Raw genomic sequence first — 18,007 nt, 5'->3', positions numbered from 1 at the left:
TCGGGCGACGGTGCCGCAAAGGAGCTTGATCGATGCGCTCGCCTGCGACGGACGCCACGCGCCTGAGACGCCTTGCGACCTGGGTTGTGGCCGTCATCGTCGCGCTGATCGCTCTCGGTCGCGTCGCCGGCCTCGTTGTTGACTGGCTGTGGTTTGCTTCGGTTGGCTACGCCGGGGTGTTCCGCACGATGTTCGCCACCCAGGCGCTTCTGTTCCTTGCCGTATTCGCCGTTTCGGCAGGCGCGCTCTGGGTATCGGGCTGGCTCGCGCACCGCTGCGCGAGTCAGGCGCAAGCCTGGAGGCCGGAGGTCCTGGGCCAGCCGATTGGCGAGATCGCAGCGCGCCTTCCGTGGCGCGCCGCCATTGCCGGCGCCGCAGTCCTCGTGGGGCTGCTCATGGCCGTCGGTGAACTGTCGAGCTGGGCCATTGCGCTGCGCTATATCCATCAGGTGCCTTTCGGCAAGACCGATCCGGTCTTCGGCAAGGACATCGGTTTCTACGTCTTCTCGCTGCCGGCGTATCTTGCCCTCAGGAACTGGCTGCTCCTGCTGCTGAGCTGCAGCGCAGTGGTTGCCGGCGTGGTCTACGGCTTGCGCGGCGACATTGCGCTGGTCCGGCCGCCGCGCGGGCTTTCAATGGCGGCCGCCATCCATGGTTCGGCATTGCTCGGCTTGTTCTTCGCGCTGCAGGCGTGGTCCTACTGGCTCGACCGCTTCATGCTGCTCTACGGCGACAACGGCGTCGTGGTCGGCGCGAGCTATACCGATGTCCATGTCGGGCTGCCGGTCCTGTGGTTGCAAGTCGGCCTGGCTGCCGCGGCTGCCGCCGCTTCATGGGCCAATATGCGCTGGCGGGACTATCGGGTGCCTGCGGCCGCGGCCCTCCTGGTGGTCGGCAGCGCAATACTGCTCGGCACGATCTGGCCGGCACTGTTCCAGCGTTTCTATGTCAAGCCGAACGAGCTGCAACTGGAGACGCCGTATCTCGAACACAATATTGCGCTGACGCGGGAAGCCTATGGCGTGACGCAGATCGAGGTGAAGCCGTTCCCGGTCGAACAGAGCCTGGATCTCGCCTCGCTCCAGGCCAATCGCCCGACCATCGACAACATCCGCCTGTGGGATCTGCAGCCGCTGCGCGATACCTATGCGCAGTTGCAGGAGATCAGGACCTATTACAAGTTCCTCGCGACGGACATCGACCGCTACCAGCTCGGCGCAGGCTACCAGCAGGTCATGCTGTCGGCGCGGGAGCTTGAGCCGGCCCTGATTCCGGCCAATGCCCAGACCTGGGTGAACCTGCATCTCCTGTTCACCCATGGCAATGGCGTGGTGATGTCGCCGGTCACCGAGAAATCCGCCGAAGGCCTGCCCTCGCTTTATCTGCATGACATTCCCCCGCTCTCCAACGGCGGCCCGGTCATCCAGGAGCCGCGCCTCTACTTCGGTGAAGGCGGCAGAGGCTATGTCATCGTCAAAGGCAGCGTGCCCGAGTTCGACTACCCCAAGGGCAAGGACAACGTCTATACGGCCTACCGCGGGCGCGACGGCATCGACATCGGCGGCATGGCGCGCCGGACCCTGTTCGCCTGGCAGCTCGGCGATCCCAATATCCTGCTGAGCGGCTACATCACGCAGGAAAGCCGCATCCTGCTCCATCGCAACATCCGGGACCGCGTGCACACGATTGCCCCGTTCCTCACCCTCGACCATGACCCCTATGTGGTCGCGAGCGACGGGCGCCTCTACTGGATCCAGGACGCCTACACCACCAGCGGCTGGTTCCCTTATTCGCAGCCCGGCACCGGTGGCGGCGACAACTACATCCGCAACGCCGTCAAGGTCGTGATCGATGCGTACAACGGCACGGTCGACTTCTACATCAGCGACCCGGCCGATCCGGTCCTGCAGGTGTACCAGCGCATCTTCCCGGGCATGTTCAGGCCGCTGGGCGCCATGCCGCAGGACCTGCAGCGGCATATCCGCTACCCTGAAGACCTGTTCCTGATCCAGGCGCAGATCTACCGCGCCTACCACATGGAAGCGGCGGAGGTCTTCTATAACCGCGAGGATCTGTGGGAGTTCCCACGCCAGCTGACAGGCATGAGCACAGGGAACATGCCCGCCGCGCGGATGATGCCCTACTACATGATCCTGCGGCTGCCGGACGAACCGCGCGCCGAGTTCGTCCTCATGCTGCCGATGGTGCCGAGCCAGCGCGAGAACATGATCGCCTGGCTGGCGGCGCGCTCCGACCCGCCCAACTACGGCAAGCTCGTCGCCTACACCTTCCCCAAGGAAAAGCTGGTCTACGGGCCGTTCCAGATCGAGGCGCGCATCCAGCAGAATACCGAGATCTCGCAGCAGATTTCCCTGTGGAACCAGATGGGCTCGCGCGTCATCCGCGGCCATCTGCAGGTCGTGCCGATCGAGAACTCCATCCTCTATGTCTCCCCGCTCTACCTGCGTGCGGAGTCCGGCCAGTTGCCCGAACTCAAGCGGGTGATCGCCGCCTATGGCGATCGCGTAGTCATGGAGGACACCCTCGGCGCAGCCCTTGCGGCCCTCTTCAAGGAATCCGCACCGGCGGCGCTACCGGCGCAGGGCGCAGCGAATGCCCGCGCCCGCGAGGCACTCGCGCACTATGACCGTGCCATCGCGCGCCTGAAGGCGGGGGACTGGAGCGGCTTCGGTGCGGAACTCGATGCCTTGCGGCCGCTGCTTGAGGCGCTCGGGGCCGGGGGTGCCGATGTGCGGAAGTGAGCGGCCTGCCGGGAGCCGCCGGCAGGAGTGCCGTCCTATGTCGCCAGCTCCCTGATCTTCTCGACGACCTCCGGATTGGCAAGTGTGGACACGTCGCCAGGCTCCTGGTGGTTGGAGATCGCCGCCAGCACGCGGCGCATGATCTTGCCCGAGCGTGTCTTGGGCATGTCGGGAACAATCACGACGCGATGCGGACGCGCAATCGCGCCGATCTGGGACACGACCGAGGCCGAGACCTTGTTCGCGATCTTGGTGGAAGGCGACAGTCCCGGCTTGAGCGACACATAGAGATCAGGCACCTTGCCCTTGATCTCGTCGGCCACCGGCACCACCGCCGCCTCGGCGACGTCTGGCACCAGCAGTGCTGCCGATTCGATCTCCTTGGTGCCGAGGCGATGGCCGGAAACGTTGATCACATCGTCGATGCGGCCAAGGATGCGAAAGTAGCCGTCCGCCGCCTGCATTGCGCCATCGCCCGCCATATACGGCCAGTCGCGCCAGTCCTTGCTGTCGGGATTCCTGCAGTAGCGCGCATAGTACTGGCGCACGTAGCGGTCCGGATCCTTCCATACGGTCTGGAATATGCCCGGCCAGGGATTGCGGATGCAGATATTGCCCGCCTTGCCCGAGCCGGCCGGGATCTCCTTGCCTTCCTCGTCAAAGATCACCGGATGAATGCCCGGAATCCCCGGGCCCGTGCTGCCGGGCTTCATCGGGTGGATGCCCGGCAGCGTGCTGCAGAGGAAGCCGCCATTCTCGGTTTGCCACCAGGTGTCGACGATGACCGCCTCGCCCTTGCCGACTTCACGGTGGTACCACTTCCAGACTTCGGGTTCGATCGGCTCGCCCACCGTGGTCATGTGCTTGAAATGGCAGTCGTACTTCGCCGGCTCGTCGGGCCCGTTGCGCCGCAGCGCGCGGATTGCGGTGGGCGAGGTGTGGAAGATATTGACGCCAAGGCTTTCCGCAATACGCCAGGGCCGGCCGGCGTCGGGCCAGGTTGGCACACCTTCATAGACGACGGACGAAGCGGCAAGCGCGAGCGGGCCATAGACGATGTAGGAATGCCCGGTGATCCAGCCAATATCGGCCATGCACCAGTAGACGTCCTCGGGGTGGATATCCTGAATGTACTTCGAGGTCCACGCCACGTAGGACAGATAGCCGCCGGTGGAATGCTGGCAGCCCTTGGGCCGGCCCGTGGTGCCGCTCGTGTACATCAGGAACAGCGGCGCCTCCGCCGGCATCGGCTCGGGCTCGACACGCCTGCCGCGGAACCCGGCGAGCACGTCATTGAGAATGACATCGCGGTCCTTCACCAGTTTGGCGGCACTGGAATACTTGCCCGGGTAGCGCTGCCAGATCAGGACCTTCTCGACCTGCTGACCGGCGCTGGCGGCTTCTGCCACGGCGATGTCGGCCTTTTCCTTGTGATCGAGCAATTCACCGCCGCGGTAATAGGCGTCCATGGTGATCAGCAGCCGGCTCTCGGAGTCCGCGATGCGCTCGGCGCAGGCCTTGCCGCTGAAGCCGCTGAATACCTGCGAATGAATCACGCCGATGCGCGCGCATGCGAGCATGGTGATGGGCAGTTCGGCCACCATCGGCATATGCAGCGTGACGCGGTCGCCGGCCTTCAGGCCGCAGAACTCGCGCAGCAGGGCGGCCAGTTCATTGACGCGAACAAAGAGCTCCTGGTAGGTGAGGTGATGCACCGCCTCATGCTCCGGCTCGGGCACGAAATGAATCGCGGTCTTGTTCCTGTACGCGGCGAGGTGGCGATCCACGCAGTTGTGGCAGGCGTTGATCCTGCCGCCGACGAACCAGCGCCAGAAAGGCGGGTTGCTGGTATCCACTGTCGTTTCCCAGTATTTGTACCAGTCCAGCAGGTCTGCGAACTCCTTGAAGCACTCGGGGAAACGATCGAGGGAGAAGCGCTCGAAAATGTGGGGATCAGTCAGATTGGCCTGGGCAATGAACTGGCCGGCCGGCGGGACATAGTCCTCCTCAGGCCAATGGACCGCGATTTCGGCCTCGGACACATCGGCCAATTCCTGCTGTGCAGCATGGCGTGGCGATTTGCCTTCAGACATGACGATTCCCCTTCACTTTCCATGGCATCCATCCAGGTAGTGTCGGTGCCACTATCCTGCGATAGCTGCCGGAAACGACTAGTCCATATTAAGTCCGGGCACGGGGAGTTGCCAGGAAATCGGCCTGCCGCTGTCCGCCGAGCCAGAGCTTGCCTGCCGGCCGCCATACGCTAGATTCGTAGTGGGTGCATTGGAGAATGAGCCATGACCAACGATCTTCTTGTGGAACGCGTGGACGTGTGGGCGGCAACCATACCGGACCGGCCCGGCGGCCTCGCGGAGGTACTGGAGACCTTGCGCGATGCCGGCGCGGACCTGCAATTCGCCATTGCGCGCCGCACGCCGGAGGACCCCGGCAAGGGTGTCGTGTTCGTGACACCGTTGCAGAATGACAGGGAAATCCGTGCCGCTGCCCAGGTCGGCTTCAATGTCACGCACAGCCTGCATTCGGTGCGTATCATGGGCGGGGACCGGCCCGGCATCGTGGCTGAGCTGACCCGCAAGCTTGCGCAAGGCGGAATCAACCTGCGCGGATTCTCCGCCTCTGTCATCGGAGTACAGTTTGTCGCGTACGTGTCGATGGACTCCCTCGACGATGCGAACAAGGCAATGGCTATCCTGGGCAAGGGCTGAAGCTCGCCGCGGGGCGAAATACAGACAATCACAAGCCGATGGCAACCTCGCCCGGCGGGACTCGCAGATCACGCCCGTAGCGGGCTCCTCGGCATGCGATGCCTTCGCGCCGGGGCCCGGCCATCTCCTATCATGGAATCACGCCTCGCCTCTTAACGAGCAGGCAGATGGGGCCCGGCGCGACCCGGCTGGCTCATGTTGATGGCGTCTCCGACGACCTTCTCACCGCCGCTAGCGCCGTGGCGCTTCCTCCTTTGACGATCCTGGCGAATTGCGCCGAAGCCGCACGTCGCCGGCATGCATGTTGGGAGACTTCCATGGGCGACAACCAGCAACAAACTGTCCTCGCACTCAACCAGCTGATCGAGGCTGGCAAGGACAGCGAACTGGCCTGCATGAGCGGAGCCAGCGAAGTGCATGATGCAGCGCTGCGCGACATTCTGACCAGCACCGCGGAATCGTACCGGGCGTCGGTGAAGGAATTGCAGTCGATGGTCAGCGCCATGGGCGGCGCGCCAGCTGACCGGGGCAGCATGAATGGCATGCTGTTCCGCCGCTGGATGGCGTTCCGCCACATGCTGCAGCCGAACAACGACGACGCAGTGATGGGAATGTGCGAGCACGAGGAAGATGCCGCCAGGCGCGAGTATCAGTCCGTCATGATGAAGCCGCTGCCACCTGAGGCCAGCGCCGCGCTTCAGCGCCAGTACGAGGCGTTGATGCAGCATCATGGCCGGATTCATGCCATGCGCGGGATGCAGATTCACTGACGGCCCGGCTTGCGCGCGATGGGAGAAAGAAATGGCAACCTACGAGTTCAAGGACAAGGATCTCCAGTTTCTTGCCCAGGGCGCTGACTCCTGTTTCCCGTCCCCTGATGCTGCTTTCGTTGAGTGCGCAGACAGCCATCCGGCGTTCCTGGTGACATGGCCGGAGAGCGGACCGACGACGATGCATCTCAAGGTGCAGATTCGGGCAAGCCAGTACGCCAGTTACCTGACCGATCCGTTCAGGGGACGCGAGGTCCTGCGCAAGGCAGTGGAAGATCGCCTTGCACTGATCCACACGGTGAAAAGCGGGCTCCTGGTCGCCCCCGACATCTAGGAACGGATGCCGAACAAGCCGTGCCAGAACGAATCGAAGGCGCCGGCGTGACGCCTGGGCCGCGTCGCCTCGTCGGGGTTTGAAGCTCCCGCCCCGGCGGGCGCCTGGGCGGCCTCGGTGTCCGGCGCGTGCGCGGCCCGCGCACTTGCCCGCCGCGACTCCTGCAGGGCCCATATGCTGTCCGCGATGCGTGCCGCCAGTTCCGCGTCGCAGTCCCGGCCAAGGAGCACGCCGAAGATGACGTCGCGGTTGTGGCCGTCGTCGGCAAAGCGCATCGCGATACCGAGCATTTTCTCGTAGTGTTCCTGCGCGATGCGCTGGCTCTCGCGTTGCGCCTCGCGCTCCTGTTCTTCCTGGGCCTCGCGCTCGGCCTGCCAGCGCCGCATCTCCCGCTCGAAAACCTCGTCGTAGATCTGGCGCTGCCCGGCATCCGAAAGAATGGTGTAGGCGTCGCGGATTTCCTGGAATGCCGCATGCGCCTCAGCCTCGCGGCCAAGGTTGCGGTCGGGGTGCCACTTCATCGCGGCGCGGCGGTAGGCGCGCTTGATCTCGTCCAGGGTGGCGTCCGGTTGCACGCCGAGGGTCGTGTAGAGGGTGGTCATGGGCAGATTGGGCGTCTGTCTGGTGGGCGGCTGCCGGGCGGGCATCCATCCTAGCACGGGGTGACCCGCAGCCATGGCATGCGAGATCGATCCCGGCCCCGGTTCACGGGCACGCAAGCGCCGCGGCAGCGTACAGGAGCAGCGCCACCAGCACCACCGCGGTGAATCCGACGTGGATCGCGACCAGCGTGGCAAGGACCGCCGCCACCACCGAGGCGCAGGCATTGATGCCCCATGCCCAGGGCACCAGCGTTTCGTCGCGGGCCGCGACCCGGGCCAGGCCGAGCGGGAACGGCATTCCCATCAGGAACGCCAGCGGCGCGATCAGCAGCACGGAGACGCCTATCCTGGCCGGGTCCGGCAACCCGATCAGCAGCCTGAAGACCGTCGGCAGCGCCACTAGGTAGACCAGCGCGGCCACGCAGATGCCGCTGACGGCCAGCGCCGCCTGCCGCCTGCCGCGGTCATCGCCAGCGCGCGCGGGCATGCGCTGGGCGTATCGGCTACCCAGTCCCGCAAAGCAGAGAAAGGCGCACAGCACCACCGCGACCGCATAGAGCGGGTGGCTCAGGAACAGGATGAATTTCTGGATAAAGGCGATCTCCACGAACATGAAGCCGAGGCCGACCGCCAGGAAGTAGCAGCCGGCTCGCCATTCGGGCAAGCGCCGCACGGCAGCGCCATTGCCGCCAGGCCCCGCGGCGGGCTGCGGCCGGGGGCGCCGCCGCAGGATCCAGAGCGGGACCACGATCAGCAGCAAGGCCAGGGCGGTGGCCTGCAGCAGCGTGGCCACCAGCACCGGATAGCCCCATTCCAGCAAGGGCAGGCCGCCCTGCGCCTTGAGCGACAGCAGTTCAGGCAGCGTGCGCCACTTGAAGAAATGGAAGAAGTACGGCCTGTCGTCAGTGGCGGGCCGCACGTCGAATTTGTAGCGGGACAGGAAGCGGTCGCGTTCGGGGCCGAGCAGGGCCTGCGCGGCGTCGAAGAAGTAGGGCTGGTCCAGCACGTTGTAGCGATTTGCCTGGGCGGGCTGGATGCCGGGATAGTATTCGACGTCGAAGGAGCGGGCGTGGCAGAAGCTGGCGAGGGCGGCAAGGTCCGCTGCACTGAATTCCCCGTTCTTGACCACCAGCGTGGCCGTCTTCCAGCCACGGACCAGCGCCAGCCGCCGGGATGGCTCGGGCACGCCAGCGCCTTCCATGGCGGCCACGGCGGTGGCGAGCAGTTTGGGTATGTCGCGCGGCGGCAGCGTGACCCAGCGCGTGATCGCAAGCAGGCCGCCGGGCCGAAGATGGCGCAGGTAGCCCTGGAAAGCCTCCACGGTATAGAGATAGCTTTCGGAGAGCGCGTACAGTCCGGCCGATGAGGTGCTGAATGAATCCAGCAGGGCCACCTGGATGAGGTCGTAGCGTGCCGTGCTGGCCGCCAGGAATCCGCGCGCCTCGCCGGTAAAGACACGGACACCGGCCGCACTGTACGGCTTGCCGGAAAACGCGGCGAAGCGGCCCTGCACCAGGTCGATCACCTGCGGATTCAGTTCCACGGCATCGACCGCGCTGGCGTGGTGATAGACCGCCTGCAAGACGTCCGCCCCCGCACCGCTGCCCAGCACCAGCACCTTCGGATCGCGCAGCAGGTGGTAAGGCAGGGCAGAGGTGAGGTCGTCCAGGTAGGCCAGCGGTTCGCGCCGGCCGTCATAGCGGTTGAGCGCACTGAGCCCGTCGCCATCGGTAAACACGGCCAGTTGCGCTGGCGGCTCCTGGCTGGCATTGAGGCTCAGCCCGGGCGCATGCCGCAACGGGATCGAGGGGCTCTCGACCACCGTGACCAGGCCGAGGGGACTGGAGCGCTGCGCCACCACGCGCGCGTTGCCGATGCGCAGGGCCTGGCTCAACTCCTTGTACTCGGACGGCCGCAGCGCAATCCAGTCACCTGGCACGCCGGCCGGAACGATTGCCGCCAACAGCAGCAGCGCGGGCAGCCAGGGCCGATGCCAGCGGCATTCCACGCATGCCAGCGCCGCCGCCGCCATGCCTGCCGTGCCGACCAGCCGCAGGGCATCGACCGGGTGCAGCGCGAACAGCGCCACGATGATGCCCAGGCTGCCGAGCCCGGCGCCAAGGATATCGAAGCTGTAGATGCGGGGAACCTGCTCGGTGAAGCGGGAAAAGCTCAGGCAGATACTGGTGGCGGCGCAAAAGAACGGCACGAACAGCAGCAGGTAGATCAGCAGCAGGCGCAGCGGCTGCGATGGCTCCCACAGGATCTCCAGGGGATTGAACGCCACGTGCTGGGCCAGGGCGAAGCAGGCCATCGCGCTGACGCCGAACAGCAAGGCCCCGCCCGCGAACACGGGGACAAAATGGCGGACCAGCGTTCGCTGCGCCAGTGCCACCAGCGCACCCGCCGCGCCATAGCCCAGCAGTGCCAGGCTGATCATCATGTAGGCGAAGTGATGCCACTGGATGATGGACAGCAGCCGCATCAGCAGGATCTCGTAGCCCAGCGCGGCGGCAGAGAGCAAGGCCAGGGCGAACAGCGGGGGGCGGGGCATGGCGTCAGCTGGCAGGGCTGATGCCTCAGTGCTTGCCAACCAGCGGCACGAACCTGACCGGCAGGATCTGCCTGGTGGAAACGGTGCCGTCCGCGGACTTTTCTACCAGCAGCAGGTACTGCGTCAGGAACTGGGCGCCCACCGGGATCACCATGCGGCCGCCTGGCTTCAGTTGCCGGATCAGCGGCGGCGGCACATGGCTGGCCGCCGCGGTGACGACGATGGCGTCAAAGGGCGCGTGCTCGTCCCAGCCGTAGTAGCCGTCGCCCACCTTGCACGCCACCTGCCGGTAGGCCAGCCGCTTCAGGCGGTCGCAGGCCTGGCGTCCGAGTGGCTCGATGATCTCGATGGTGTAAACCGCGCGCGCCAGCCCGGTCAGCACCGCGGCCTGGTAGCCCGAGCCGGTGCCGATCTCAAGCACCGTGTCGCCAGGCTTGACCATCATCAGGTCGGTCATCAGGGCGACGATATACGGCTGCGAAATGGTCTGGCCATGGCCAATCGGCAGCGGCCGGTTCTCATAGGCGTGCGGCTTCTGCTCGTCCGGAACAAACTCGTGGCGAGGCACCTGGCCCATCACGGCCATGACGCGCGGGTCGATGGCATGCCTGCCGCTCTGGGCGGCGGCCGCTGCCGCGACCGCGGCGATCTCCCTGACCATGTCGGCGCGCTGTGGGGCAAGGGCGTCGTCGGCGGCGGTGGCCGAGCAGAACAAGGCCAGCGCGATGGTGGCAATCGGGATGGCGAGGGGTGGGCGGGGCGCTGACGGCTTCACGAGTGGGACAGGCAAGGAGCCTACCGTCATCGTAGATCATCGGTCTGGCTGGCGCAGATAAGTGACAAGAGAGGCGCCTGCCAGTCGCTTCGCGCTGGTCCGCTACCCCGCGATCAGCTTGAGGCCGGCGGGCAGCGCCTCCCCAAACACCCGTCCCTCGTCCGCGGTATTGAGTTCCACCACTTCGCGCACCATGGCAATCCAGCTTGGCGGCGCGTTGGCGGCTTCCAGCCGGCGCACCACGGTTGCCCGGATCTCGTCGGGCAGGTCGCGGCTGCGATCGCCGGTCATGCGCGCGATCTGCACGGCGGCGAACGCGGCCGGTTCGACCTTTTTCCAGTCGAGGGCCAGGATCGCGCCCACCCATTGGGCGGCGGTCCCGGCCGGCACGACGCTGTGCGCGCTGCCATAGAACGGCCGGCGCGCGCCGATGCGGCCCACGGCCCACCAGCCCTGGCTGTTTTCGGATGGCTTGCGCAGCCGGGCGAGCAGCCATTCGGCCAGCTCGACCTTGGCGTCGGCGGGAATGCGCTCGAGCGAGCCGGCAAGGCGCACCATATCCGCATAGCCGCCCCTGGCGGGCCCGGCGGGCTTCTTGTAGTGGGTGCTGCCGGGCGGCTGCAGGTAAAAGGCCATGTCTTCCAGCAGGCGCAGTTGCGCGCTTTCGTCCAGCCCGCCTGCCGCGCGCCGCCACAGCGTCCACCACTCCGACCAGTTCTGGCTTTCGTTGACGTACTGGATGCCCTGGTCGTACTGCGACCAGAGTTGCTCGACGCGCCATTCATCGAGCGGATAGCCGAACCCCGGGCGCACGCAATAGCCGGCCAGGTTCAGCCACAGGCGTTCATGATCGGCCGTGCGCCGCCGGCGCCGGGCGCGCTCCCAGAAGGCGCCGAACAGCTCGCGCAGCAGGGCGCTGTCCCATTGCTCGCGCGCACCCAGCAGCTGTTCCAGCTGCGCACGCAGCCGCTTGACTTCCTTGGGGCCGACGTCCTGCGAGCGCGCGCCAAAGGTGCGGTCGATCGCCTCCAGGGCTTGGGGCAGGGACGGGTGCGCCGTATCGGGCGCTGGTGCCGCAGCCTGAGCGTCGTTGCCACGCAACTGGAATTCAAGGCGCCATCGCTGCGAGGCATCCGCAATATTGATGCAGTGGACCTCGAGCGTGCCGACCTCGGTCAGCGAGGTGGTGATCTGCACCGGCGTTTCCCGCGGGCCGCTGGCGCCGCGCGGCTGCACGACAGTCGCAATCGGTGGCAGGCGGACGAAGTCGCCGGTCGACAGGTCGGTCAGTTGACCGGGCTGATAGGCCGTGTCGGCGACGGAGGACACCAGGTGGAATTGCACCGGATGGCCAAGGCGCAAGGCGAAGGTGCGATCGCTGAGGTGGATCTCGTGGCCTTCCTCAGTGCCGCGCGGCAGCAGGCAGATCCCTTGCTGCCCCGACGCGCCATCATCGAGAACCAGAAAGTAGCTGCGCGGCGAGCCACCGCCGATGCGCGGGGCCTGCCCGGCACGTGCCCGGGCATAGGCGACCGCGCCCCGGGCCACGGCAACGTCGGGATTGTCATTGTGCAGGACCTGCAGCGGCGCGCCGCGCCATGTGCCCAGCGTGTCGGCGATGCGGCCGGCCAGCGCCTGCGCCCGGAATACGCCGCCGTTGAGGAGCAGGGTGTCGGGCATCGGCAAGGCATCGGCCGGCGCCTGTGGCGCGTCCAGTGCCGCCCGCGACTGCGCAGCGTGCTGGCTCAGGAACGCCGCAACGTGTCGGGTAACTGCCGGGTCGGACGCATACGGCAGGCCGAACTCGACAATCGCGCCCCGTGCGCGCCCTGGCCTTTCGCTGGCCGGCACCTTGGGGAAGAAGCCGTCGACGACAAGCTGTTCTACCTCCTGCCGCGTCACTTCCACCGAGCGTGCGCCGCCGATCAGCCTGGCGCCCGCGCCCAGCAGCGTCACCGCGACCGAGTCCGGCGCCTGCGCGCCGAGCAGCTGTTCCTTGGCGGCGCGGCAGCGCGCGACCAGCTGCGACAGGCCGGCCGCCGACAGCCGCGGCTGCGCGGCCCCGCCGGCCCCGAGGCGCGCCTCGACCAGATGCGCCAGGCCAAGATCCATGTTGTCGCCGCCGAGCATCAGGTGGTTGCCCACGCCGATGCGGGTCAGCTGCGGCTGACCGTCCTGCATGTCCACCCGGATCAGGGTGAGGTCAGTGGTGCCGCCGCCCACGTCGCAGATGAGCACCAGGCGGGTTTGCGCCAGGTCGGTGTCCAGGCTCTGGCGATGATGGAACAGCCAGTCGTAGAGCGCGGCTTGCGGCTCTTCGAGCAGGCGCAGGGCGGGCAGCCCGGCCAGGCGCGCCGCCTCCAGCGTCAGCGCACGCGCGCCTTCGTCGAACGAGGCGGGCACGGTGAGGACCACGTCCTGGTCCTCGAGCCGGGCATCGGGAAAACGGTGGTTCCACGCCGCGCACACGTAGCCCAGGTAGCTGGCGCTGGCGACGACCGGCGAGATCTTGTCGAGATCGTCATCCCCGCCCCATGGCAGGATGGCCGCGGTGCGGTCGACCGAAGCATGCGACAGCCAGCTCTTTGCGCTGGCTACGAGTCGGCCGGGCACCTGCGCGCCGAGCGTGGCCGCCAGGCGGCCGAACACGGTCCGGCGCGCGGCGGCGCTGGCGGCGGATTGCCAGGGTAGCTGCAGGTCGTCGCCGCTGAGCTCGCCCGGTGCCGCGTGGTAGCGTACCGAGGGCAGCAGGGGACGGGCCGCGACCTCGCCCGGGCTGACCAGCTGGTCGATATCGAAGACGCGGATATCGTCGGATCCGGCCTTCGCGTAGGCGACGACGGTGTTGCTGGTGCCGAGGTCGATGCCGACGACGTATTGCTTCGTCGCCGGCCCGGCCGCTTGCTCAGGCATCGGCGCTGCCGCGCACGTCGAACTCGACCTTCCAGCGCTCAGCACTGCCGCCGGGCACGGCTTCGAGTTCCAGGGTGCCGGCCTCGGTCACCCGCGCATGCAGCCTGACCGGTACCACTTCGCCCGCGGTGCGGCCTTCGGCTGGCAGGGTCGCCTGGATTTCTTCCAGCTCCTGCAGTTCCTCCGGCCCCCAGTAGTCCAGCAGGGTGCCGACCTGGTCCTGGCGGCGCACCGACGAGCCAAAGAAGCGGAAGTGCACGGGTTCGCCCACCACCAGGCCGAATTCCTGCGGCGGCAGCGCGGCCTCGGTGCCTTCCTCCATGCCGAACGGCGCCACGCACAGGGCCTGGATCGGCGGTTCGAAGCCAGGCACGGCGGGCATCGACGATTCCACGGCGATATAGTACGCGCGCGCGGTGCCGCCCCGAATCCGCACCCCCTTGCCGCGCCGCACGTAGCCGTAGTAGGCGGCGCCGCGTGCCACGGCCAGGTCCAGCTCCGCGCCGTCAAGCAGGCGGGCAGGGGCCGCGCCTTCCGCGGCGAGCCAGCCGTTGAGGGTCTGCAGGATGCGGTCCGCCAGCAGGCCGGACTTGAACACGCCGCCATTGAAGAGGACTGCGGTCGGGTGCAGGAAGGTCGCGCCTTCCGGCTGTGCGCCCTGCAAGCCTTCGATTTCGGTCAGCGCCGCCACCTGCCGGCCCAGGAATGCGGCCAGGTGCCGCGTGATGGCAGCATCCTGCGCATAGGGCAGGCCAAGCTGCGTCAGGCCGGCGCGTGCCCGGCTCACCGGGCGGGCGGAGGCCTCGACTTGCGGGAAGAAGCCTTCCAGGATGGTCTGGGTCAGCTCGGCGCGGGTCAGGTCCGTGCGGATCGAGCCGCCGATCAGCTTCGAGCCGCGGCTGGGTACGACCAGCGGCACGGTATCGGTAGCCGGGTCGGTGAGCAGCGTTTCCTTGGCCGCGCGGCAGGCATAGGTCAGCGCGCGCAGTTGCCACGGATCGGCCTGCGTGCCCTGGGCCGCCAGCTTGCGCGCCACCACATGGGCCAGCGCCAGGTCCATGTTGTCGCCGCCGAGCAGGATATGGTCGCCGACCGCGATACGATGCAGCTCAAGGTTGCCTTCGCGCTCGATCACGGCGATCAGCGAAAGGTCGGTGGTGCCGCCACCCACATCGACGACGAGGATGATGTCCCCGACCTTGACCTGCTTGCGCCATTGGCCGCCGCTTTTCTGGATCCAGCTGTAGAGCGCGGCCTGGGGTTCCTCGAGCAGGGTCATGCGGGCATACCCGGCCGCGGCGGCCGCCTCGGCCGTCAGCTCCCGTGCGGCCGGGTCGAACGATGCGGGAATCGTCACGGTGACGTCCTGCTCGCCAAACGGCGCTTCGGGGTGGGCCTGGTCCCAGGCTTCACGCAGGTGCGTGAGATAGCGCACGGAAGCCTCCAGCGGCGACACGCGCGTCACCTCGGGCGGTGCGTCGTTGGGCAGGACCGGCGAGCGGCGGTCGATGCCAGGGTGGCACAGCCAGCTCTTCGCGCTCGACACCAGGCGGATCGGCGTGGCCGCGCCGCGGCTGCGCGCCAGCTCGCCCACTGCGAAGTCGCGCCCGGCGTTCCATGGCAGCGCCAGGTCGCCCGGGGCGAGTTCGCTGGCGTGCGGCAGGTACAGGAAGGAGGGCAGCAGGTCCAGGTCTTCGACGGCCCCCGGCGCGGTCAGCTGCGTGATCGGCAGGACGCGCTGGCTGGTCTTCTCGCCATCGCTGGCGGCCAGGTCGACGTAGGAGACCGCGCTATGGGTGGTGCCCAGGTCGATGCCGATGGCATAGCGTGCTTCGCTCATCAAAGCTCCACCTCGGCGGGGGCAATCACGGTGGCGTCATGGCGTTCGGCCACACGCGGCAGGCGGACTTCCTCGACCTTCCAGCCGCGGTGGCTGATGCTGCCATGGAACGGCGCGCTGCCCACCACGTTGCCGGTCAGGCGGATGGCGGTGGCATCGAAGCCGTCGGCCAGCGTGACACGGCTGCCTTCGGCTTCCTCGCGCACCGGCCGGATGGTGAAATGCTCGCGCAGCACCCCGCGGCAGCCATCGTGCACCAGGCGGGCGGCGGCACCGATCTCCGTGTCGGAATAGCGGGCGATGTCTTCTTCGACGAAGTCGATGAAGCGTGCGTCGCGCTGGAGCAGTCCCAACAACTGCAGCGCCGCCACCGGGCTGGCTTCCTTCAGCACGGGTGCGGCGGCTTCCGCCACCGGGGCGGGAGCGGGTGCAGGGGCCGATACAGGCGCCGGGGCCAATCCCTCACCGTCACGCAGGCGCCTGACGCCGGCTGCGAGTTCGCGGTTGCCAACGATGGCGAAGAAGGTGCCCATGGCAAGCGAGACCCTGCCGAAGAAAGATAGGTTCGAGTCAGTCATCCGAAAGCTCCTGTCTGCTCTGTGTCAGTCGGCCAGGCGGCTGTTGCCGGCAGGTATCAGGCGTCACGCAGGTAGGTGATCAGCTGGTCTGCCCGGCTGGGATGCCTCAGCTTCTTCATCGCCTTGCTTTCAATCTGGCGGATCCGCTCGCGCGTGACATCGAACTGCTTGCCGACTTCTTCCAGCGTGTAGTCGGTGGACATATCGATGCCAAAGCGCATCCGCAGCACCTTGGCTTCACGCGGCGTGAGCTCATCGAGCATCTCCCGCACCACGGCACGCAGGCCCGCCTGCAATGCGGCGTCGGCGGGCGTGGCCGTGTCCGAGTCGGCAATCATGTCGCCCAGGCTGGTATCGCCATCTTCGCCCACCGGGGTTTCCATCGAGACCGGCTCTTTCGCGATCTTCATGATCGAGCGGACCTTGTCTTCGGTCATGTCCAGGCGCTCGGCCAGCACCGCCGGATCGGGTTCCTTGCCGGTCTGCTGCATGATCTCGCGCGACAGGCGATTGAGCTTGTTGATCTGCTCGATCATGTGCACCGGGACGCGGATGGTGCGGGCCTGGTCGGCGATCGCCCGCGTGACGGCCTGGCGCACCCACCACGTCGCGTAGGTGGAGAATTTCCAGCCGCGGCGGTATTCGAACTTGTCGACCGCCTTCATCAGGCCGATATTGCCTTCCTGGATCAGATCCAGGAACAGCATCCCGCGGTTGGTGTACTTCTTGGCAATCGAGATCACCAGCCGCAGGTTGGCCTGCGTCATCTCATGCTTGGCCTGGCGCATCTGCCGCTCGGCAGCCAGCATCTTGCGGTTGACGCCCTTCAGGTCGGGCAGCGACAGCGCCGCCCGGGCCTGGATGTCGATCAGCTTTTGCTGGTGCGCTTCAAGGTCCGGCAGGGCCCGCGCGACCGCCGCGCTGTACGGACGGGACTGGGCGACCAGCTCCTGCCCCCAGGCCAGGTTGGTTTCATTGCCAGGGAAGCGGGCAATGACCTCCTCACGCTCCATCCCGCAGCGCTCGACCAGCAGCTGGACCACCTGGCGCTCGACCGTGCGCACCTCGTCGACCATGGCCTGGACGTTGGCGCACAGGCGCTCGATGGTTTTCGCGGTAAAGCGGATCGTGCGCAGTTCTTCGCGTACCGCATCCCTTGCGGCCAGGAAGGCTGCCGAGCCCGCGCCATTTGCGGCGCTTTCCTGGCACATCAGCTCGAATTGCGCGGTGACGCGCGCGAACCGCTTCAGGCATTCCTCACGCAGCTGGGCCAGGGCCTTTTCGTTGCTTTGCTGGGTCGAGCTTTCGTCGTCGGAGTCTTCGGAATCGTCATCGGCCTCGTCGGCACTATCGACGCTGTCGTCGGTCTCGTCAGCTGCCGCCGCCACGGCTGCTTCGGCAATACTCTCGTCGCTCAGGCCATCGACCAGGTCGTCGATGCTGATTTCATTGCTGGCGACCTTGGCCGACAGCTCGAGAATCGCGGCGATGGTGAACGGGCAGGCCGAGATGGCATGGACCATATTGTTCAGGCCTTCCTCGATGCGCTTGGCGATCTCGACTTCCTGCTTGCGCGTGAGCAGCGTTGCCGAGCTCATTTCGCGCATGTACATGCGCACCGGGTCGGTGGTCCGGCCGAACTCGGAGTCCACGGTCGCAAGCGCAACCTCGGCCTCCTCATCGGCCTGGTCGTCCGAGGCCACCACCGGGCCGTCGCTCAGGAGCAGCGTCTCGGCATCCGGCGTCTGCTCATAGATCTTCACGCCCATTTCGGCGAACGTGCTGACGATGCTCTCCATCGCCGCCGTGTCGGTGAAGTTCTCCGGCAGGTGGTCGCTGATATCTGCGTGGGTCAGGTAGCCGCGCTGCCTGCCCAGCTGGATCAGCGCACGCAATTGCTGGCTACGCGCGGCGGCTTCCGTCGATGGATCAGGCTGCGCCGTTGACCCTGCGCTGGTCTGGCCAAGGTCCTTGATTACGCCTGCTTCTCGTGTTTTAGCTGCCGTTCGTTGTGCGCCGCTTGTCATTTACTACTGTTTCCTTCGTGAATCGCGTTTCGACAGCAGCGCGCACGCTGTGCGTGCGCTATCGGGCCTGCTGTCAAGGCTCGTGAGGGTACCGGTGCGGCGCGGGCCGATATCGGACGCCGTGAC

The 18,007-nt window shown here is 66.9% G+C and carries 12 protein-coding genes; 4 read left to right on the top strand and 8 right to left on the bottom strand.

What is annotated here, in order from left to right; translation table 11 throughout:
• The first annotated feature begins 32 nt into the window (after positions 1-32).
• The gene (locus AC07UK_RS30470) at positions 33-2,762 is read left to right on the top strand and encodes a UPF0182 family membrane protein (RefSeq protein WP_494687559.1); all 2,730 of its coding nucleotides are present in this window, start codon (positions 33-35) and stop codon (positions 2,760-2,762) included.
• A gap of 35 nt (positions 2,763-2,797) precedes the next feature.
• On the opposite strand, the gene acs is transcribed toward AC07UK_RS30470, so the two are convergent.
• Positions 2,798-4,855: an acetate--CoA ligase gene (gene acs / locus AC07UK_RS30465; protein WP_494687558.1), complete on the bottom strand. Its 2,058-nt coding sequence runs from the start codon at positions 4,853-4,855 to the stop codon at positions 2,798-2,800.
• A 204-nt stretch (positions 4,856-5,059) separates the two neighbouring features.
• Between acs and AC07UK_RS30460 the strand changes: the two genes are divergently transcribed.
• From AC07UK_RS30460 to AC07UK_RS30450, 3 genes are all read left to right on the top strand, one after another.
• Positions 5,060-5,488, top strand: coding sequence for an ACT domain-containing protein (locus AC07UK_RS30460; RefSeq protein ID WP_013956601.1), 429 nt, complete (start codon positions 5,060-5,062; stop codon positions 5,486-5,488).
• A gap of 317 nt (positions 5,489-5,805) precedes the next feature.
• The gene (locus tag AC07UK_RS30455; protein WP_494687557.1) at positions 5,806-6,258 is read left to right on the top strand and encodes a PA2169 family four-helix-bundle protein; all 453 of its coding nucleotides are present in this window, start codon (positions 5,806-5,808) and stop codon (positions 6,256-6,258) included.
• 31 nt (positions 6,259-6,289) lie between these two features.
• Positions 6,290-6,592: a hypothetical protein gene (locus tag AC07UK_RS30450; protein ID WP_010811581.1), complete on the top strand. Its 303-nt coding sequence runs from the start codon at positions 6,290-6,292 to the stop codon at positions 6,590-6,592.
• Here the strand turns inward: AC07UK_RS30450 and AC07UK_RS30445 are convergent.
• From AC07UK_RS30445 to rpoD, 7 genes are all read right to left on the bottom strand, one after another.
• Positions 6,589-7,194, bottom strand: a complete 606-nt coding sequence (locus AC07UK_RS30445) for a J domain-containing protein (protein WP_436221595.1) — start codon at positions 7,192-7,194, stop codon at positions 6,589-6,591. The two genes, AC07UK_RS30450 and AC07UK_RS30445, sit on opposite strands and share 4 nt — an antisense overlap.
• Positions 7,195-7,297: 103 nt before the next feature.
• A complete protein-coding gene (locus tag AC07UK_RS30440; protein WP_494687556.1) occupies positions 7,298-9,748 on the bottom strand; it encodes a spermine/spermidine synthase domain-containing protein in 2,451 nt (816 codons plus the stop codon).
• A gap of 25 nt (positions 9,749-9,773) precedes the next feature.
• Positions 9,774-10,553, bottom strand: a complete 780-nt coding sequence (locus AC07UK_RS30435; RefSeq protein WP_436221597.1) for a protein-L-isoaspartate(D-aspartate) O-methyltransferase — start codon at positions 10,551-10,553, stop codon at positions 9,774-9,776.
• Between the two features lie 72 nt (positions 10,554-10,625).
• The gene (locus AC07UK_RS30430) at positions 10,626-13,436 is read right to left on the bottom strand and encodes an Hsp70 family protein (protein ID WP_436221598.1); all 2,811 of its coding nucleotides are present in this window, start codon (positions 13,434-13,436) and stop codon (positions 10,626-10,628) included.
• Positions 13,429-15,276 (bottom strand): Hsp70 family protein, encoded by a 1,848-nt coding sequence (locus tag AC07UK_RS30425; protein ID WP_494687555.1) that lies wholly within the window; start codon positions 15,274-15,276, stop codon positions 13,429-13,431. The genes AC07UK_RS30430 and AC07UK_RS30425 overlap by 8 nt, the downstream gene beginning before the upstream one ends.
• Positions 15,276-15,854: a DUF2760 domain-containing protein gene (locus AC07UK_RS30420; protein WP_436221600.1), complete on the bottom strand. Its 579-nt coding sequence runs from the start codon at positions 15,852-15,854 to the stop codon at positions 15,276-15,278. The genes AC07UK_RS30425 and AC07UK_RS30420 overlap by 1 nt, the downstream gene beginning before the upstream one ends.
• A 56-nt stretch (positions 15,855-15,910) precedes the next feature.
• Positions 15,911-17,881: an RNA polymerase sigma factor RpoD gene (rpoD, locus tag AC07UK_RS30415; protein ID WP_494687554.1), complete on the bottom strand. Its 1,971-nt coding sequence runs from the start codon at positions 17,879-17,881 to the stop codon at positions 15,911-15,913.
• Between the last annotated feature and the right edge of the window lie 126 nt (positions 17,882-18,007).

This window comes from Cupriavidus sp. GW821-FHT07C08 (assembly GCF_059419025.1).
Note: the sequence above shows the minus strand (reverse complement) of the source record. Positions and strands in the feature narration are given on the sequence as shown.

Excerpts from the sequence above, each read along its gene's own strand:
- AC07UK_RS30470 (WP_494687559.1), top strand. The coding sequence starts at position 33 with ATGCGCTCGCCTGCGACGGACGCCACGCGCCTGAGACGCCTTGCGACC.
- acs (WP_494687558.1), bottom strand. The coding sequence starts at position 4,855 with ATGTCTGAAGGCAAATCGCCACGCCATGCTGCACAGCAGGAATTGGCC.
- AC07UK_RS30460 (WP_013956601.1), top strand. The coding sequence starts at position 5,060 with ATGACCAACGATCTTCTTGTGGAACGCGTGGACGTGTGGGCGGCAACC.
- AC07UK_RS30455 (WP_494687557.1), top strand. The coding sequence starts at position 5,806 with ATGGGCGACAACCAGCAACAAACTGTCCTCGCACTCAACCAGCTGATC.
- AC07UK_RS30450 (WP_010811581.1), top strand. The coding sequence starts at position 6,290 with ATGGCAACCTACGAGTTCAAGGACAAGGATCTCCAGTTTCTTGCCCAG.
- AC07UK_RS30445 (WP_436221595.1), bottom strand. The coding sequence starts at position 7,194 with ATGACCACCCTCTACACGACCCTCGGCGTGCAACCGGACGCCACCCTG.
- AC07UK_RS30440 (WP_494687556.1), bottom strand. The coding sequence starts at position 9,748 with ATGCCCCGCCCCCCGCTGTTCGCCCTGGCCTTGCTCTCTGCCGCCGCG.
- AC07UK_RS30435 (WP_436221597.1), bottom strand. The coding sequence starts at position 10,553 with ATGACGGTAGGCTCCTTGCCTGTCCCACTCGTGAAGCCGTCAGCGCCC.
- AC07UK_RS30430 (WP_436221598.1), bottom strand. The coding sequence starts at position 13,436 with ATGCCTGAGCAAGCGGCCGGGCCGGCGACGAAGCAATACGTCGTCGGC.
- AC07UK_RS30425 (WP_494687555.1), bottom strand. The coding sequence starts at position 15,276 with ATGAGCGAAGCACGCTATGCCATCGGCATCGACCTGGGCACCACCCAT.
- AC07UK_RS30420 (WP_436221600.1), bottom strand. The coding sequence starts at position 15,854 with ATGACTGACTCGAACCTATCTTTCTTCGGCAGGGTCTCGCTTGCCATG.
- rpoD (WP_494687554.1), bottom strand. The coding sequence starts at position 17,881 with ATGACAAGCGGCGCACAACGAACGGCAGCTAAAACACGAGAAGCAGGC.